Below are 18936 nucleotides of genomic sequence, written 5' to 3'. Positions count from 1 at the left end.
CCGACTAGCTTACCAGACCTTTATTTCATTATAAACACTGTCACGCTCAACAGGCGTAAAACCACTGTTTTTTATCAATCCTGTAAACTCTTCTACATCCACTCCGTTGGCACTTTTTGCCCCTGCTGCAGAATTGATCGACTCTTTTTCTATCGTACCGTCCAAATCATTTGCCCCGAATTCCTGTGCGACAAGAGCCAAATTCACGGTTGATGTCACCCAGTAGGCTTTTAAATTCGCGACATTGTCAAGCACCAGTCTTGCGACAGCATAGGTTTTGAGTATTTCATTTGCCGTGATAGGTTTGTCAATATTGAGGTAATTATTTTCCGTCTGGTACACAAGCGGTATAAATGCGTTAAATCCGCCTGTTATATCCTGCAGTTCACGTATACGCATCATATGGTCTATACGGTTTTCACGTGATTCTACATGCCCAAACAGCATCGTCACATTAGACTTTTTCCCTCGTTCGTGCCATTTTCTGTGAATTTCGAACCATTGGTCCGAAGTTACTTTGCCTTTACAGATGTAGTCACGTACTTTTTCATCAAATATCTCAGCACCGCCGCCCGGCATAGAATCCACGCCGTTTTCTACCATCAAGTCAAGCACTTCATCATACGTGAGCCCATGATGACGAGACAAAAAGTCTACTTCTGCAGCAGTCAACGCCTTTACATGTAAGGCAGGATATTTCTCTTTTATTTTTTTAAAAATACCCAAATACCAATCGAGCGTCACATTAGGATTGTGAGCAGAGACTATATGTACCTCTTTTGCGTCATGTGCCACTATATTATCGACTATTTTCATAATTTCTTCATGGCTCATAGTATACTGGTTAGGGTTTTTGCGTGTTGCAGAGTAGGCACAAAATTTGCAAACATCTGCACATACGTTTGTAGGATTTATATGCCGGTTAATATTAAAATATGTCTTTTTGCCATGTAATTTCTGACGTTTTGCATCGGCAAGTTCACCGAGTTCAAAAAGGTCTTTTTCATAAAGTTTTATTGCATCTTCAAAATTTATTCTGTTATTCATTCTTTTACCTGTTTTTTTAGCACCTGTTGTTGCTTTTTTGCCGCTTTCGCCCGCACTAAAGTACGGGTTCCAAAGCAACTGCACATCCCCCGGAATCGGTACTTTAGTGCCGACTATTGTTGCTTCTTTGCCGTTATCGCCCAGACTGAAGTCTGGGTTCCGAAAACACCTCGGAATCGGTACTTCAGTGCCGACTTTACTTCTTTAAAGTCCGGGGGCTTTCCACATTGAAGTCGTGATATTATCATCAACTAGCTTTAATTGCACTTCATACGCTTTTTGCCACTTTCTTTTTAAGTTGTCATAAACTTCTCTGTTATTCTGATTTGGCAGGTATTTTTTATCCCAGACCACCAAACTGTTTGCCGCTTCTTGTAGACTTTCATACACACCTGCTCCGACACCGGCAGCCATTGCCGCACCGAGCGCTGTGGCTTCCGTTACTTTTGGAATTTTCACCACACAACCCGTAACATCTGCTAAAATCTGTGCCCATAGTTTTCCTTTGCTTGCCCCGCCTGCAAAGACGATCTCTTCTATATTTACCCCGCCAAATGCGGCTATTTTTTCCAAATTTATGCTTGAAACAACAGCAGCATTTTCTTCCAAACTCCGAAACATCGAAATATGATTGTATTTCTCAGCGTCAAGTCCGAGATTTAAAAAACTCGGCGCGGCATGGTACCACTTACCGTATTTCATCACATCAGAAAATATCGGTAAAATACCGTATGAAGCGGCAGGAATTTTCTGTGCTTTTTCTTCTAAAATTTCATACACATCTTTGCCGCACAGACTTGCCTCTTCTTTTTCCCTCTGACAAAAAGCGTCACGAAACCATCGCATCACCAGCCCTGAAAAAAATGTTATGCCTTCTGCCTGAGAAAGACCTTCGATAACATGCGGATTAACACGTATGCTCATATCTTTTGGCGGTTTGACACTGCTTGGTATATTGACCACCTGTTGCCAAAAACTGCCGCCCAAAACGGCTACATCACCCTCCTTGACAACTCCGAGTCCGGCAGAGCCAAGCTGTACATCACCTCCGCCCATAACAACTTTCGTCAAGGGGCTCAGTCCTGTCTCATCTGTAACTTTTTCGCTTACATTGCCAAGAATCATTCCTGTTTCCAACACAGGAGGAAATATCTCCTTTTTTATGCCGACTTTTTGTGCCATCTCTTTTTCCCAAGTACGCGAAGCAAGCGAAAAAATCCCAGTAGTTCCGCCGTTACTCGGGTCCACGGCTATCACTCCGCTCAGGCGTGCCAAAATCCAGTCACCTATCATAGAAATATTTGCTACTTTTTCATACAGTTTGGGTCTGTTGTTTTTCAGCCACAGCAAACGGGGCAAAGCACCAAGAGCAAAGGTTTGTCCGCTTTTTTGGTAAAACTCTTCTTCAATTTCCGGAAATTTTTCTTTTAAATATTTTACTTCTTTTGAAGCACGGGCATCGACATTCGCAACGCCCCACAGTTCATTGCCGTTTGCGTCATACAGTACAATTCCCTCTCGCATACTTGTAGCGCTGAGTGCCAAAATATCTGCAGCGTCAATGTTTGCTTTTTGTATGACATTTTTAATACAGTTACATGTAAGCAGCCAGTTCTTTTCAAAATCAAAAGCCATGGAATCAGCCACACCCTCTTCTTCTAAGTGTGTCCACTCTTTTTGTTCTGCGGCAATTTGCTTCCCCAGCGTGTCAAAAATCACAGCACGAATACTGCCTGTTCCCGCATCTATTGCTAAAAGATATGCCATGTTTTTCCTTTTTGCTTTACTTTTTCGCCATTCTCGCCCGCACTGCAGAAAAAAATTTACCTAATTTCATTTAGTGAAATTTGGCATAAGACTTTAGTCAAAAGTTTTTTTCTAAGTTACGCTTTAGCGTTAAAAGTACGGGTTCCGGAAATACCTCGGAATCGGTACTTTAGTGCCGACTGTTCTTACTTTCATTCCATGTTCAGCCCAGACTGAAGTCTGGGTTCCGAAATGCAGTGACTCCTTGGAATCGGTACTTTAGTGCCGACTGTTGTTACTCATATTTGCTAAAAACTCTTTCATCCTTCAGTCCGGCTTTAAGAGGATTATTTTTTATGTAGTTATAAACTTTTACATAGTGCTCTTCATCTCTTATGAGTTTATCATAGTACCCTTCTGCCCAAAATTTTCCTGATTTATGTAGGAGTTTGTTTAATTCAACCGCACTTGTGCCTTTGATATATTGCATAATTTTACCTAAATCATCATTTTGCTTCAATAATATATGAATATGATTTGGCATAATCGCCATGATTTGCACATCATAAAGATGTTCATCTTTTTGTAAAATCACATCTATAAAAACATCAATCGCTTCATCATACAGATAGGCACCGTTTTTTGAACTGTCTAAATAGTTGTCTATTTGAAACTGTTTTATATGCTCTTTCTCATCATTTGCCAGAATTTTTTGCACGTAAGCATCCACACTCTCTTGTGTACGAAAGGTTATAAACTGGTAGTGTTCTTGGAGGCTGATATGATGCAGTTTTGTGTGGTTCATTCTGTGTTTCTGCCTTTTTGAAATTTCTATCTGGTTCAGCCCGCACTGAAGTACGGGTTCCGAAAATAGCTCGGAATCGGTACTTCAGTGCCGACTGTTGTTTTTTTCCTGCCGCTCTCGCCCAGACTGAAGTCTGGGTTCCAAGAACAATGACTCCTTGGAATCGGTACTTTAGTGCCGACTATTGCTACTTTTTTGCCACTCTCGCCCGCACTGCAGAAAAAAATTTAGTTTTTTTCTAAGTTACGCTTTAGCGTTAAAAGTACGGGTTCCGAAATACAGTGACTCCTTGGAATCGGTACTTTAGTGCCGACTATTGCTACTTTTTCAGTTTCGCCTGTTCCAGTTCCCAGTACTCCATGGCGAAGCTCTCTTTTTCACTGATGCTTTGATAGCCGCCGAGTTTGTCTGCACGTAAGACTGCGAGCATTGTGTGGTTGACTATGTCATTGATGATAGCCGCCTCTTTTCTGTCTTTACCAAAAGAGATGACTGCGAGATTTTTAATAATCATATAATTTGGTGCAGGATTGAGCATCACCTCATCAGTGGCATATTTTTCAAAATATGCTTTATACTCTTGCATGTATTGTTCTACTGCTGCTTCTAAATTGGTATCTTCCATCACAAGCGGTACTCTTTTTGTGCGTATGATATGCTCGGGAGTCAAAACACCGCGGGATGCAAATTCTTTTAAATTCGGCTGTGAGGCATAAAATGCGGCTAATGGTGACTGGTTGATATTGATAGAGACTTCATAGCCTTTCGCGGCAGAAAGTACCTTTGTAATTTTACCAATGTCGCAGTCACTGTGCACGTAATTATGCTCAATATGCACAACGGCCTGTTCATCCAAAAATTTCTCTGCTTTTGTCACGGCCGCTATCATTTTGTCATAAGATTTTTTGGCATCATTATCAAAAGTAAAAATCCCGTGATGATGTAAAATGATACCGTCTATGCTCTCCCAGTCCAAATTTTTTGTCATTTCATAGATTGTATGTGCCAGTTCAAAGCCCGGCATGACATAATCTACTATTAAAAAATTCGGAAATAGTTTCACAATGTGTTCATCACCATTAACAGAGTTTGAAATTGTCACTATCGCATCCGCATGCGTATGGTCTACAAATTTGTAGGGAATCAGCGCATGCAAAATCGCCTCGACAGAAGGATTCGGTGCTGATTTGTCTGTCATCGCTTCACGTTGCAGACGTACCATTTCACTGTCACTCAAATGCTCGCGTTTTGCCATTTCCAAAAGTGCATCCAGCTTCACAGGGGCAAAACCTTCTGCCTCTATGCTTGCCAAGTCCCAGCCGCTGCCCTTTACATGTAAGATATCTTCGCCGTTTATCTTACTTTTGAGTGAGGTATTGCCGCCTCCGTGAAGCACAAGTTCATCATTTTGCCCTAAAAGATTCGAGCTGTAGACTCGCAAATCCAAATCACTCTTACATGTAGCCGCTTTTTTTTCATTCCATAAATTGTCCATGCTTTACCCCAACACTTCTAGTTCATCTGTATATTTGTCTTCACAGTATGGCTCATATGAAGATTTATATACTTTGTAATGTGCGGAAGCTTTATGCCCGTCCAGTGCAGCCTCATTTTCCCAGGTTTCTACTGCCATAAATCTTTTTTTATCGTTTTTGTATTGAAATATTTCATAGAAAATACAGCCTTTTTCTGCCTTGCTCGGTGCTACCATAGCAGACAGCAGTTCTTTCATTTTTTCTTCACAGCCATCTTTTGCTATGAATGTTACGCTTTTTGTAATTGTCATTTTTGTTTTCCCTTTTTTATTTTTTTTCCGTGTTCAGCCCGCACTGCAGAAAAAAATTTAGTTTTTTTCTAAGTTACGCTTTAGCGTTAAAAGTACAGGTTACGGTTACTTTCATTCCACTCTCAGCCCGCACTGAAGTACGGGTTCCGAAATGCAATGACTCCTCGGAATCGGTACTTTAGTGCCGACTGTTGTTATTTTCCTGCCACTCTCGCCCGCACTGAAGTACGGGTTCCGGATATATACATTTTGGCTTTTTTAAATTTTAAAGACAAATTATAGCAAAAATTCAATATAATCAATTATGAATTTACTTTTAGAAATAGAAAATGTATTAGAAAAAAAAGGCTCTGATTTTGAGCTTTCAAAACTTTTTAAACAGTATATAAAAGAGTATAAAGAATCACTGCCGGAACTCTTTACAAAAAATCAGGGAAAAGATTTTTTGGTCCGCCATACAAAAAAACTTGATTCTATTATAGAATTAATGTACAAAACCGTTTTGCGCCGTGCCTTTGGCAACTATCTGCCTATGCGCAGTTCCATTCCCATAGCCATTATAGCCCTTGGCAGTTACGGTCGGGAACAGCTTTGCGTGCACAGTGATATTGACCTGCTCATCGTTTACCAGGATGTCGAGGGGTATAACTGTGAACTTATCATAGAAAAACTCTTTTATCTTGCCCTTGATGCAGGAATGAAGCTCGGGCACAGAGTCCACGAGGTTGATGATCTTTTTAAAGCAAGTACAGAAGATGTTACCATAAAAACCTCTTTAATGGAATCCAGGTTTATCACAGGCTCTCCCTTTACCTGGCATGCAACACAAAGAGAACTTGGCAGAATTCGTCTGCATGAACAAAAAGAGTTTCTCCTTGCCAAAATAGAAGAGGCACAAAAAAGAAGAAAAAAATACCCGACCTCTATGCAACCAAACATAAAAGAGAGTGTTGGAGGCTTACGGGATGCCCATCTCATCTACTGGGTAGCAAAAACAATTTATGGCATCAACAGTATCAAAGAACTCAGTGGCACTGTTTTCAGCGATGAAGAGTACAAAGAATTCCGTATAGCCCTTGAACTCCTCTACAGAGTCAGAAGCGCCCTGCACCTCATAGCAAACAAACAAGAAGACAGACTGCTTTTGGAATATATTCCCCAAGTCAGTAAACTTTTAGGGTTTAAAGAACAGAGAAAACTTGCCGGTAAAGTTTTGGAAGCCGGATGGCGTATCAATAACTTCACACAGATTTTTGTAAAAAAAATGGTACGTCCGTATATCTATGATGCCAAACATATAGCAGCTTTCAAGCGAAACAGGCTCAAAAAAGGTTTTTATCAGTACAATGCAAGACTCTATGCTTCTTTTAAGCTGCCTCAGCAAAAAATTTCCGATTTACTGCAACTCCTGCTTGACCTGGAAGACAAAGACTATCGTTTTGATGCCGGCTTTTTACATCAGTTTAGTGTTGCAAAAGTTTCCCATCCACTGGCAGAAAAAACCTATTTTCTCATAAAAGAACTCTTTAAAAAAGCTCATATAGCTTCCTTTTTAAAACTTTTTTATGATGCGGGAATCCTCCCCAAAATTTTTCCGAATTTTCGAAAAGTTATGCATCTGCCACAGTTTGACGGCTACCATCACTATCCTGTTGATATTCATTCCATCAAATGTGTCCAGGCCCTGGAAAACATTACAGAGCCTTTTTTGCAAAACCTTTTTGATACACTGAGCGAAGAAGAAAAACTGATTCTCAAAATTGTCGTATTTTTTCATGACAGCGGTAAAGGAAGAAGACAGGACCACAGTGAAGTCGGTGCAAAACTTGTCGTCCAGTTTGCAAAACATATCCATTTGAATGAAGAGCAGACAAAAAGAGCGGTCACTCTTGTTCGGCACCATATTCTTATGAGCAGTGTAGCCTTCAAAGAAAACATACACAATGAAAAAACACTCTATAAATTTATGTCAAAAGTGGGTGACGCCAAAAACCTTCAACTGCTTTACATTCTCACCTATGCCGATATCAGCGGTGTCGGCGGAGATATCTACAACGCTTTTAATGCAAAACTTTTGTATGATTTGTATTTAAGCGCTCTTGAGGTTGCCCAGAACACAGGAAGAATTACCGATGCGAAAAAAAGACTGCTTATAGAAGCTAGAGTCAGAAATCTTGACGAGTTTAAAGAACTGCCGAGTCTGTTGCAGAAAAAAGTTTTAACAATAGAATCGAATCTCTTTTTCTTTAAACACTCGCCTGTTGATATTATCAATATTGCAAAAATCGCAAAAGAGACAAAAGAGTACAGTTTCCGAGTCAAAAACATCAATTCTTTGAGTATAGAAATTTATCGGCGTATTCCTTTAAATATCGGTTATCTTCTCGCTACCCTGGCACATCTCAATGTCGCTTCGATGGAGATATTCACCCTCTTTGACGGCATTAAATATTTTAAAATCGAGTTTATACAGAATGTAGACTCTAATGTACTCGTTGAAATTCAGGACACCATTGACAATGCTTTTGATATGGACAAAGAGGTCAAACTCAAAAAAATTCACATCAAAAGAGAAGAGATTGCAATTGACTGTGAACACTCAATGACACATGCCGAACTGACAATTCATACGGCAAACCAGATAGGGCTTTTGGCCTATGTCATGCACAAATTTGAGGAGCTGCATATCAATATCATCACAGCAAAAATCCATTCAAGCAAATACAAGGTCCGAGACAGTTTTTTAATGGAAAAACAAAACAATATATGTAATAATGTTGAAAAAATTTATGAATTATTATCAGAAAACACAAAATAAAGGTACTGCATGTGCGGAATTGTCGGATATATAGGAAAAAAGAATACCAAAGAAATTTTACTAAACGGCCTGAAAGAGCTTGAATACAGAGGCTATGACTCTGCCGGGATTGCCTTACTTAACAATAATGACTTTTTCAGTTGCAAAGCAGTAGGCAAACTTGTCAATCTTGAAGAAAAAACAAAAAATTTCGAAACAAGCGGCTTTGCCGTCGGCATCGGTCATACCAGATGGGCAACACACGGCAAACCGACAGAGCTCAATGCCCATCCCCATACCGGAATACACTCCTATGTCGTGCATAACGGCATTATAGAAAACTATGCAGAGTTAAAAAAAGAACTCATTAAAGAAGGCAGCATTTTTTTAAGCCAGACAGATACCGAAGTGATTGTACATCAATTTGAAAAAAACCTGAAAAACACCAAAAATGCTTTTAAAGCCTTTGAAAAAACAATTTCTGAGCTCAAAGGGGCCTATGCGATTCTTTTAGTCACAAAAGAAGAAAAGAATAAAATATTTTTTGCAAAAAACGGTTCTCCCATGCTTGTAGGTATCAACGAAGCGAATGAAAAATATTTTGCATCATCAGACACACCGCTTATCGGACAGTGCGGGGAAGTCAATTACTTTGAAGACGGTGATTACGGCTATGCAACACCCGATGAGCTTGTTATTTATGACAAAAACCATGAAAAAAAAGAGCCTCATTTCATGCAGCTTACAGGCAACAAACTCTCCGCACAAAAAGAGGGATACCGTTTTTTTATGGAAAAAGAGATATATGAACAGAGCTCTGTCATTGCCGATACACTTTTAGGGCGCTTAAGTGATGATGCAATCATTTTTGATGAACTAAGAAAGGATTTTTTTGAAGGTATCAACGAGATAAAACTATGTGCCTGCGGCACTTCGTACCATTCCGCCCTGACAGCCTCTTACCTGTTTGAACGCTATGCAAAAATAAAAACTTCTGTTGAAGTTGCTTCAGAGTTTCGCTACCGTTCACCCATCATGAGTAAAGAGACACTTTTTATTGTCATCTCCCAAAGCGGTGAGACTGCAGATACACTTGAGACACTCAAAATGGCCAAAAAAGCAGGATTAAAAACGCTTGTTATATGTAATGTTGACAACTCTTCCATGGTCCGTATTGCCGACAAAACGATACTCACAAGGGCAGGTATTGAAAAAGGGGTGGCTTCGACAAAAGCCTTTGCAACGCAGGTCACGGTTTTTTGGATGCTTGCTTTACATGTAGCACAAAGCAAGAAAACACTCACCAAAGATGAACTTACACAACATATACACTATCTGCGCGCAATTCCGACAAGCGTACATGTAGAGGATGCAATGCACGAGCGTATTAAAAGATTGTCCAAACGCTATCTGCACGGACACGGTTTTTTCTTTATCGGCAGGGATGTTTTCTTTCCGTTGGCCCTTGAGGGTGCCTTGAAACTCAAAGAAATTTCCTATTTGCATGCCGAAGGCTATCCCAGCGGAGAGATGAAACACGGACCTATCGCCTTGGCCGATCCGGAACTTTTTACCATTGCCCTGCTTCCGCAACACATGCTTTATGAAAAATCAAAAAGCAATGTTGAGGAGCTGAGTGCGAGAGATTCTACTATCTGTGCCATCAGTCCTCTGGAATTTGACAAGGCGGATGATTTCATCCAGACAAAAAAACGTGAACACTATATGCTGGAGTTTTTTGAAATGATGGTTGTTTTACAACTCTTATCTTTAGAAATTTCGATTCGTCTTGGAAATGATGTAGACATGCCAAGAAACCTTGCAAAAAGTGTTACGGTAGAATAGATATATCTTGAAAGCTGTATTTTCTATGCCTGCAAGCCCGGACTGAAGTCCGGGTTCCAAAATGTAGTGACTCCTTGGAATCGGTACTTTAGTGCCGACTGTTTTAGCTTTTTTACCACTTTCACCCGCACTTCAAAGAAAAATAACATTTTTCACTTTAAATTAATTTGTTTCTGGCTAATATAACAAAAACAATCCTATTATAAGTGAACACTATGCAAACAAAATCAAAACTCCTACTCTTTGTCGCTTTAATGCTTTTTGGTCTTGGTTTGGCCACTATCGTAAATGTCTCTTTAAATTTTAGGGAATACAGCATAAAAGATGCTACACAAAGAGCCACAATGGCGGCAGCCATCGTCAAAGATGGATTGACAGCACATATGGTCAACGGTATTATGGACAAAAGAAGTTATTTTCTCAATCAGATCAGCTCCAACAATGATAAAATAAAAAACTTGTGGATTGTCCGATCTGACAAAGTCATCAAACAATACGGAAAAGGCTTTAACAGTGAAACAGTAAGAGATGCGATTGATGAAGAAGTTTTAAAAACAGGAAAAACGGTTCAGAAAATTTCAGAATCGACTGAAAACTCCATGCTTAGAATTACAATCCCGTATAAAGCCACGGTTGCAAACGGTCCAAACTGCCTCTCCTGCCACAATGTTCAGCGCGGAGATACACTCGGAGCCATCAGTATGGAGTTTGATATTACCGATATGCGCAATGCGGGAATGTTCACCATCTTAAAAATACTTGGGATAAATCTTCTTTTCATTGTCATTGTATTACTCCTGATCAACCATTATGTGACACCTTATATGGAACTTTTCTCCAATATGCAAAAAGGAATAAGAAAAGCCTATAAGGGAGACTTTTCCTATGAATTTACCACAAAAGTCAAAGGTGATGCAAAAAATATTGTCGACCAGCTCAATACGCTCTTTCGAAAGATGCAGGAGACCTTTGGCGACATAAAATACAACCTTGCAACATTTATTCCCCAGGGATGTGTCTCTTCAAGCGACCCTCTTCATGAAGCAAAAACAATCATCGGGGAACTCTCGGATATATATAAATTCAAAAAGACGATTGAACATGATCTTACTAAAGAGATAGTCTATCAAAGAATTGTAGATGTACTGAGTAATAAATATGAGCTTTCCCATTTTGCATTTTATGAAATAGATACACTCAAAGCCACAAGAAAGCTTATTTATATCTCCAACGGCAAAAGTGTCTGTAATGACAAAGTGGACGAAGAAGCGTCATTATGCAGAGCACACAGAACAAATACGGCAGTAATCTCAAGTGAATTTGTCAATTTATGCCGAGAATGCAGTTGCGAAGGATTGGAGTATATATGTATTCCTTTTACAATTAATGATGAAAACTCTCTTGTCATTTCCATTACAACCAAAGAGAAAAATGAATTAAACAGAGTCAATAGTTTTATCAAAAGTATTGAAAACTATCTTGAAGCGGCTAAACCGGTTATAGAGAGTAAAATTTTAATGTCAAAACTCCGTGACACCTCTCTCAGAGACGCAATGACAGGACTTTATAACAGAAGATTTCTCGAAGAGTTTATAGACACTTTTGCAAATCAGGCCAAACGGGACAATACAACATACAGTGTTTTAATGCTTGATGTTGATTTCTTTAAAAAAGTCAATGACACCTACGGGCATGATGTAGGAGACAAAGTCATTGCAAAAATAGGAGAAGTACTTCGCAGCAGTATCAGAGAATCAGACCTGGCTATTCGATACGGCGGAGAAGAATTTGTTGTCCTGCTGCACAATGCCACAGATGAAGGAACAAAAATGATTGCTTCAAAAATTCACTCTGAATTTTCGAAACTTGTTTTTGATGTCGGCAACGGAAAAACCATACAAAAAACCATGAGTATAGGTATATCCAAGTTTCCTAAAGACGGGGATACGATTTGGAAATGTATTAAATATGCAGATACTGCTTTGTATGTGGCAAAAACGACAGGAAGAAATAAAATTGTTGAGTATAAACCGGAGATGTCAGAGGATGAACACTTACGATAGAAAAGGTTAGAAAGAGATTAAGCAACGCAAAAGCGTTGCTTTTTTATAACTTTTTAACTACAGCCACATCCTCCGCTGCTTTGTTGTTGTGATGAAGAACCACCTGTTGAACATGCACTTACACCTGGTGGTGTTGTCGGCTGAACAGACTGATTGTCCACTCCGCCGTTTGCATTGATCTCTTCAATTGTACTCCAGATAGACTCGGCAGCTTTCATATAACGTTTTGCTGTTTCTGATGACGGGTCTGCAAAAATAATTGGTTTTCCTTCGTCTCCACCGGTACGGATAGCCGGTTCGATTGGAATTTCGGCGATTATTTTCGTATCAAATTCATCCGCCATTGGCTGAGATGTTCCTTTTCCGAAAATATCATACTCAACACCGGTGTCAGGTGCAATAAATCCGCTCATATTTTCAACAATTCCCGCAATAGGAATGTTTAATTTTCTAAACATATCGAGTGAACGGCGTGAATCATCAAGTGAAACAGACTGTGGTGTTGTTACAGTCAGACCCGCAGTTACAGGAACAGCCTGTGCAAGTGAAAGCTGTGCATCACCTGTTCCCGGTGGCATATCAATTACTAAAACATCCAGTTCTGACCATAAAATATCACGTAAGAACTGTTCTATCGCTTTCATAATCATAGCACCACGCCAGATTAACGACTGCCCTTCTTCCATGAGTGAGCCCATAGACATAACTTCTATGCCGTATGCTTTCATCGGAAGCACTTTGTTTCCTGTTACTTCCGGTTTTTGATCAGAAATACCTAACATACGAGGAATATTCGGACCATAAATGTCAGCATCCAAAAGACCTACTTTTTTGCCTTGTTGCGCAAGTGCAATTGCAATATTTACAGCAGTAGTTGATTTTCCAACACCACCTTTACCTGAACTCACCATCAAAAAGTTTTTAATTTGCGGTGCGATATTTTTACCTTGAGACGAACTCTCTTTTGGCATTTGCGGTGCTTTAATATTTACAGTAACTTTACCTGCACCTGCATTTTTCAACTCTTTTTCTGCTTCGTCAACTATCTGTGCAGCCACTTCCGGTGCTGATGATGTAATTTCAACAGTGAAACTTACATCATTTCCGTTGATTGCTATATCTTTTACAAAACCAAATGTTACGATATCTTTGGTAAATCCTGGATACATAACTTTTGAGAGTGCCGATTTTACAATTTCTTCAGTCATTCGTTTTCCTTTAATTTATTTAATTTTTATACTGTTTTCAGCCCATCCATCAGGACAGGTTCCGAAACACTTCGGAATCGGTACTTTAGTGCCGACTATTTTAGCTTTTCTGCCACTCTAGCCCGCACTAAAGTACGGGTTCCAAAAAATGCTTAACTTAATGGCAATGTTGGAACCGGTACTTTTAATGCTAAGCAGTGCCGGCTGTTTAAACAGTGAACAATTTTTATTTTGTAAAGTGTACTATATCTAAATAAGATAAATATTGTCTTGTTTAAAATCAATTTATTTTTAAGTCAGGTTTTAAACTAAAGCTTCTGCTTCAGCCTCTGCCGCTTCTTTATCTTTATTGTCCTGAATAATTCTTTCTATTCCCTCAGGGTTGTCCATAATTTCCTGTGTAATTTTGTATGAACAAAATTTAGGCCCACACATAGAACAGAATTCTGCTTCTTTAAATACATCTTGAGGCAGTGTCTCATCATGGTATTCCCGTGCTCTTTCGCTGTCAAGTGCCAGTTCAAACTGTTTTTCCCAGTCAAATGTGTAGCGTGCATCACTCATAGCATCATCAATATCACGCGCACCTTTACGACCTCTGGCAATATCCGCAGCATGTGCCGCAATTTTATAAGCGATAATTCCTTCACGGACATCATCTGCATTTGGAAGACCAAGATGCTCTTTTGGTGTCACATAACAAAGCATACTCGCTCCATGCCATCCACCGACAGCGGCACCGATTGCAGAAGAGATATGATCATATCCTGCCGCAATATCAGTAACTAACGGCCCTAGAATATAAAAAGGAGCTTCATGACAAAGTTCTCTCTGTATCTTCATGTTGCGCTCAATCTGATTGATTGGGACATGCCCGGGACCTTCAATCATAACCTGCACATCTTTTTCCCAGGCACGAAGCGTTAAATCTCCAAGCACTTTAAGTTCACCAAGCTGCGCTTCATCAGAGGCATCTGCCAGACAACCGGGACGAAGAGAATCTCCAAGAGACAAAGAAACATCATACTTTGCACAAATATCCAAAATATCATCAAATGCAGTATAAAAAGGGTTTTCTCTGTGATAGTGCATCATCCAGGCAGCCATTAAAGAACCGCCGCGGGAAACAATACCCATTTTACGTTTTGCAACTTTAGGCATAGTCTCAAGCAGGAAACCCGCATGAATTGTAAAGTAAGAAACCCCTTGTTTTGCCTGACGTTCCAAAACTTCAAGCATAACATCTATAGTCAAATCCTCAATTTTGTTACCGACATCATGTAAAATCTGATAAATAGGCACTGTTCCGATAGGAATCTTTGAAGAAGCGATTACAGCTTTTCTGATTTCATCCAGGTCACCGCCGGTTGAGAGATCCATTGCCGTATCTGCCTTATAGTGTTGAGAGACCTCCATCTTTTCTACTTCACCCTGTACATCAGAGGCAATTGCAGAAGAACCGATATTTGCATTGATTTTACATCTGCTCGCAATTCCGATAGCCATTGGCTCCAATGATGTGTGGTTAATATTTGCCGGTATAATCAGTCTGCCGCGTGCTATCTCGCTACGAACCAGTTCAGGAGACAAATCTTCTATTTTTGCAACATACTCCATTTCTTGTGTGATGATGCCTTTCTTTGCGTAGTGCATCTGTGTTCTTACAGAATCACCCTCTCGCTCTTTTACCCATGAAGATCTCATAAGCTACTCCTCAATATTATTTTTCATTCTTTATATATGATGGAAATATAATCAAATAAAGTTAATCTAACATAAAGTGAATGAATTGATGAGATTATTTATGTAAGTGCTTAGTCAAAAAATGTGAACATAAAAATGACAAATTTACACATTCAAGATAAAAAAAAGCTTTCTATGTGTATAATTTCGTAACACTTTTATATATGTAGGAGACTATTTGTCTGATTTAACGCTTGTACTATTGTCAGCCGGTAGTTCTAGTCGCTTTGACACCTCTGTAAAAAAACAGTGGTTGCGCATACAGCACAAACCTTTATGGCAGTTTGTAGCAGACAGGTTTGCTCACAGCGGACTTTTTTCAAAAATTATTGTTGTCTCATCCGAAGAAGATATTGCCTTTATGCAAAATTATGCCGATTACTCTTTTGTAAAAGGGGGCAGTTCCAGGCAAGACTCTTTGCAAAATGCCTTACTACATGTAAAGAGTGAATATGTTCTTGTCAGTGATATAGCAAGAGCCTGTATCAGCGAAGATTTGCTCCAAAGAATACTTGCGCAAAAAGAAGAAGCTGACTGTATCGTTCCTTTTTTACCGGTAACAGACACTATAGTATATGAAAATACGACAATAGACAGAGATAAAGTCAAAAAAATCCAAACACCCCAACTCTCCCGCACTAAAATACTGCAAAAAGCCCTGCAGACATCCACGGAATTTACAGATGAGAGCAGTGCCATTGTTGCCTACGGAGGCACCCGTATCTTTGTTGCAGGAGATGAAGATGCCTGTAAAATCACTTTTACCCATGATTTAAACAGGCTTCCATGTCTCGAAGCACCCTCAAGTGACATTTTAAGCGGCAACGGTTTTGATGTCCATGCTTTTGACGAAAAAAGAAAAATGTTTCTTGGCGGTGTAGAGATTGATGCTGATTACGGATTTAAAGCCCACAGTGACGGAGATGTTGCCCTGCACGCACTTATAGACGCCCTTTTAGGGGCTGCCGGTATGGGTGATATAGGCATGCTGTTTCCAGATAACGACAGTGCCTACAAAGGTATAGATTCAAAAGAACTGTTACAAACAGTCGTGACAAAAATCTATAACTACGGTTTTGAAATTGTCAATGCAGACATTACAATAGCCGCGCAAAAACCAAGAATTGCAAACTATAAAGATGCAATGAGAAAAACTATTGCAAAGATACTCAAAATCGACAAAGCAAGAGTCAATGTCAAAGCAACAACCACAGAAAAACTTGGTTTTATTGGCAGAAGTGAAGGTGTTGGAGTCATTGCCAATGCAAATTTAAAATATTTTAACTGGAAGATAATAGGATAACATGAAGATATTAATTATAGAAAATGAAGTGTATTTAGCCCAGAGTATTGCAACAAAACTAGGCGAACTTGGCCATACCTGTGAAATGTGTACATCAACAAGAGATGCTATCGGAAGTAACAACTATGATGTTGTTTTACTCTCAACAAACATTAACGGACAGGATTTTAATCCGCTTATAGAAACATTTAAGAATTCTATCGTCATTTTAATGGTTTCCTACATCAGTAATGACACGGTTTCAAAACCACTGAGTGCCGGGGCAAAGGACTATATCCTCAAACCTTTTATGATTGAAGAACTGGTACGAAAAATCGACCATTATCAGGATTATGAAAAACTTAAAAAACGCAATGAAGCCTATGAAAAATATCTTGCACATACATTTTCCAATACAAAACATGAACAGAATTTGGATGAAATCGAGTTGCCGCTTTTTGTATCATCCAATTTTCAGAAATATGCAGATGCCTTCGCCTTTGAATATGCCCAAAAGAAAAATCTTCCCATACATTTTTTATCATTAAGTGATTCAAAAGCATTAAATGAGATAGCTTCCCTGCCACAAAACTCCATTATATATATCATTGATTATCAGGCACTCAAAAAAAGTGATAAAAAACGTTTTTGTGACCTTATACAGGGGAAAAAAGCTATTATTGCCAGCAGTGATAAAATTGAGGAAGTCGCCTATCCTGTTATAGAGATAAAAAGCGAAAGCAATATTTTCGACAAAGGAGAAATCCTGCCTATAGAAGATTATGTCAAATTTATTGTTTTAAACTATCAAGACAAATATCCGGATACAGAACTCTCAAAAAAACTTGGAATAAGCCGCAAGAGTTTATGGGAAAAAAGAAAGAAATATGACATCATCAAGAAAAAATAAAACAATTTATATAGACAAAGAGGCTGCCTCTGTCCTTGAGCTCGTGTCAGAAGGGCTTTTGGCCCCTGTAACAAAACTTATGAATGAACAGGAATCCAAAGAAGTCCTACAAACCGGTCTTGTGAACGGACAGTCTTTCCCCTTCCCTTTTATATTGGCTCCTTCTGGCAAAAAGAATGAAAAAATCATTCCTACCTTAGAGCCGGACGAGGAAGTCACTATTATCTGCAACGGTAAAGAGTTTGCTGTGCTCCGTGTCGAAGAAACTTTTCAAATTGATCCCAAAGAACGGGTCAAGCATATCTACGGCACTGATGACCTCACCCACCCGGGTGTCATGGCCACCATCAAAAGAATAGGCACCTGGGCGCTTAGCGGCAACTATACCATTATCAACAAAACAAAACACAAGAACAAAATAAAAATTCAAAAAGCAAAAGAACTCATAGGAGCAAAACACACCTCCTCTTTGATGATGGGAGTAAACCCGCTTCACCGTGCCCATGAAAGACTGATTCGTCAAACACTCGAAAATACCGATCTGCTTGTTATATTTTTACTCAAACCTTATGACAATGCAAACTTAAAATATGAAGTACGAAAAGAGGCATTAGAGTATTTTATAAATAATTTTCTTCCTAAAAACCGGGTAATTATTATTCCTCTTGAAAACAGCTATATCTTTGCAGGCTACAATGAAATTATTGTCGATGCAATTGTCGCAAAAAACTATGGCTGTGACAGACTGACTATTGGCCGTAACCATGCCGGTCTGGGCATGTTTTATGACTGTAATTCAAACAAATCAATCATAGACAAAGTTACAGGCATAGATATCGAGATTACCGTTGCAAGTGAGTATGTATACTGTGATGAGTGCAAAACGCTTGTGAGCAAAAACACCTGTCCTCACGGACAGCATCATCAGATCTCTTACCATGCGGACTCTATTTTGGCACTTTTGGAGGCAGGACTTTTACCCCCTGCTGTTCTTATACGGAAAGAAATTTCATCATTTTTGCTTTCCAAACTCTTTCCAAACAGGTTTAAAAATCTTGAAAAGCTCTATTATGACACTTTTCCTGTAAAAGGTTTACTTGAAGAACATACAGAAAAAGATTTTTATCTTGAACTGATGAAACTCTACCAAACAACATCACTGACATAAGGAAAACAATGAACTGGTTTTTTCTCACTTTAGGCTACAGCGGACTCTCTCCCAAAGCTCCAGGAACTATGGGAACACTGGTTTCACTGCCGCTTGGTATGGCAATACTTGTCTACTTTGATGCAACCACACTTTTTTTGGCTGCACTGCTCATTTCTATTATTGCCATTAAGGTTATAAACAGATATGAAGAAGAATCAGGCAACCATGACGACCAAAGAATAGTGATAGATGAACTTGCCGGGATGTGGTTTGCACTCAGCGTTGCACCGGCTGTCGGTGTTGCCAGCACTGAGATAATGGATCTTCAAAACGGATTTTTGGTACAGTCACTTCTCTCTTTTGTTCTTTTTCGATATTTTGATATAACAAAACCCTCCATTATAGGGAGAATAGACCGTGAAGCAAAAGGTGGAGTCGGCGTGATGGGAGATGATATTATTGCAGGTTTTGCAGCCGGAATCTCCTCAGCTGCGCTTTGGCAGATATGGCTCTCTATCAGTAAAATGATATAAGAACATCCCCCCCCAATACCA

The 18936-nt window shown here is 39.4% G+C and carries 14 protein-coding genes; 7 read left to right on the top strand and 7 right to left on the bottom strand.

Annotation, left to right across the window (positions count from 1 at the left end; translation table 11 throughout):
* Positions 1-9: 9 nt before the first annotated feature.
* The 5 genes from mqnE to LCX93_RS04110 form a co-directional block, all read right to left on the bottom strand.
* Complete coding sequence (gene mqnE, locus LCX93_RS04130; protein ID WP_226068793.1) at positions 10-1047, bottom strand: aminofutalosine synthase MqnE; 1038 nt, start codon at positions 1045-1047, stop codon at positions 10-12.
* A 204-nt stretch (positions 1048-1251) separates the two neighbouring features.
* Positions 1252-2814 (bottom strand): autoinducer-2 kinase, encoded by a 1563-nt coding sequence (gene lsrK, locus LCX93_RS04125; RefSeq protein ID WP_226068791.1) that lies wholly within the window; start codon positions 2812-2814, stop codon positions 1252-1254.
* A 274-nt stretch (positions 2815-3088) separates the two neighbouring features.
* Positions 3089-3598 carry a transposase gene (locus LCX93_RS04120; RefSeq protein ID WP_226068790.1) on the bottom strand — a complete coding sequence of 170 codons (510 nt, stop codon included), beginning with the start codon at positions 3596-3598 and terminating at the stop codon, positions 3089-3091.
* A gap of 319 nt (positions 3599-3917) precedes the next feature.
* Positions 3918-5093 (bottom strand): class II aldolase/adducin family protein, encoded by a 1176-nt coding sequence (locus LCX93_RS04115; RefSeq protein WP_226068789.1) that lies wholly within the window; start codon positions 5091-5093, stop codon positions 3918-3920.
* A gap of 3 nt (positions 5094-5096) precedes the next feature.
* A complete protein-coding gene (locus tag LCX93_RS04110; protein WP_226068788.1) occupies positions 5097-5384 on the bottom strand; it encodes a putative quinol monooxygenase in 288 nt (95 codons plus the stop codon).
* A gap of 304 nt (positions 5385-5688) precedes the next feature.
* On the opposite strand from LCX93_RS04110, the gene LCX93_RS04105 reads away from it, so the two are divergent.
* The 3 genes from LCX93_RS04105 to LCX93_RS04095 all read left to right on the top strand — a co-directional run bounded on the left by LCX93_RS04105 (position 5689) and on the right by LCX93_RS04095 (position 12089).
* Positions 5689-8202 (top strand): [protein-PII] uridylyltransferase family protein, encoded by a 2514-nt coding sequence (locus LCX93_RS04105; RefSeq protein ID WP_226068787.1) that lies wholly within the window; start codon positions 5689-5691, stop codon positions 8200-8202.
* A 9-nt stretch (positions 8203-8211) separates the two neighbouring features.
* Positions 8212-10026: a glutamine--fructose-6-phosphate transaminase (isomerizing) gene (gene glmS, locus LCX93_RS04100; protein ID WP_226068785.1), complete on the top strand. Its 1815-nt coding sequence runs from the start codon at positions 8212-8214 to the stop codon at positions 10024-10026.
* A gap of 215 nt (positions 10027-10241) precedes the next feature.
* Positions 10242-12089, top strand: a complete 1848-nt coding sequence (locus LCX93_RS04095) for a GGDEF domain-containing protein (RefSeq protein WP_226068783.1) — start codon at positions 10242-10244, stop codon at positions 12087-12089.
* A gap of 53 nt (positions 12090-12142) precedes the next feature.
* Here the strand turns inward: LCX93_RS04095 and LCX93_RS04090 are convergent, their stop codons facing one another.
* Together LCX93_RS04090 and thiC are read right to left on the bottom strand one after the other, a co-directional pair.
* Entirely contained in the window at positions 12143-13297 is a 1155-nt protein-coding gene (locus LCX93_RS04090) for an Mrp/NBP35 family ATP-binding protein (protein ID WP_226068776.1), read from the bottom strand.
* 303 nt (positions 13298-13600) lie between these two features.
* A complete protein-coding gene (gene thiC / locus LCX93_RS04085) occupies positions 13601-15001 on the bottom strand; it encodes a phosphomethylpyrimidine synthase ThiC (RefSeq protein WP_226068774.1) in 1401 nt (466 codons plus the stop codon).
* 217 nt (positions 15002-15218) lie between these two features.
* On the opposite strand from thiC, the gene LCX93_RS04080 reads away from it, so the two are divergent.
* The 4 genes from LCX93_RS04080 to LCX93_RS04065 are packed head-to-tail and all read left to right on the top strand — an operon-like array spanning position 15219 to position 18915.
* Positions 15219-16343 (top strand): bifunctional 2-C-methyl-D-erythritol 4-phosphate cytidylyltransferase/2-C-methyl-D-erythritol 2,4-cyclodiphosphate synthase, encoded by a 1125-nt coding sequence (locus LCX93_RS04080; protein WP_226068773.1) that lies wholly within the window; start codon positions 15219-15221, stop codon positions 16341-16343.
* A gap of 1 nt (position 16344) precedes the next feature.
* Positions 16345-17232, top strand: a complete 888-nt coding sequence (locus LCX93_RS04075; protein ID WP_226068772.1) for a response regulator — start codon at positions 16345-16347, stop codon at positions 17230-17232.
* A complete protein-coding gene (locus LCX93_RS04070) occupies positions 17210-18400 on the top strand; it encodes a sulfate adenylyltransferase (protein ID WP_226068771.1) in 1191 nt (396 codons plus the stop codon). The genes LCX93_RS04075 and LCX93_RS04070 overlap by 23 nt, the downstream gene beginning before the upstream one ends.
* Before the next feature lie 8 nt (positions 18401-18408).
* Positions 18409-18915 (top strand): phosphatidylglycerophosphatase A family protein, encoded by a 507-nt coding sequence (locus LCX93_RS04065; RefSeq protein WP_226068770.1) that lies wholly within the window; start codon positions 18409-18411, stop codon positions 18913-18915.
* Positions 18916-18936: the final 21 nt, after the last annotated feature.

It is taken from the genome of Sulfurimonas sp. SWIR-19 (genome assembly GCF_020410885.1).
Lineage (GTDB): Bacteria > Campylobacterota > Campylobacteria > Campylobacterales > Sulfurimonadaceae > Sulfurimonas > Sulfurimonas sediminis.
Note: the sequence above shows the minus strand (reverse complement) of the source record. Positions and strands in the feature narration are given on the sequence as shown.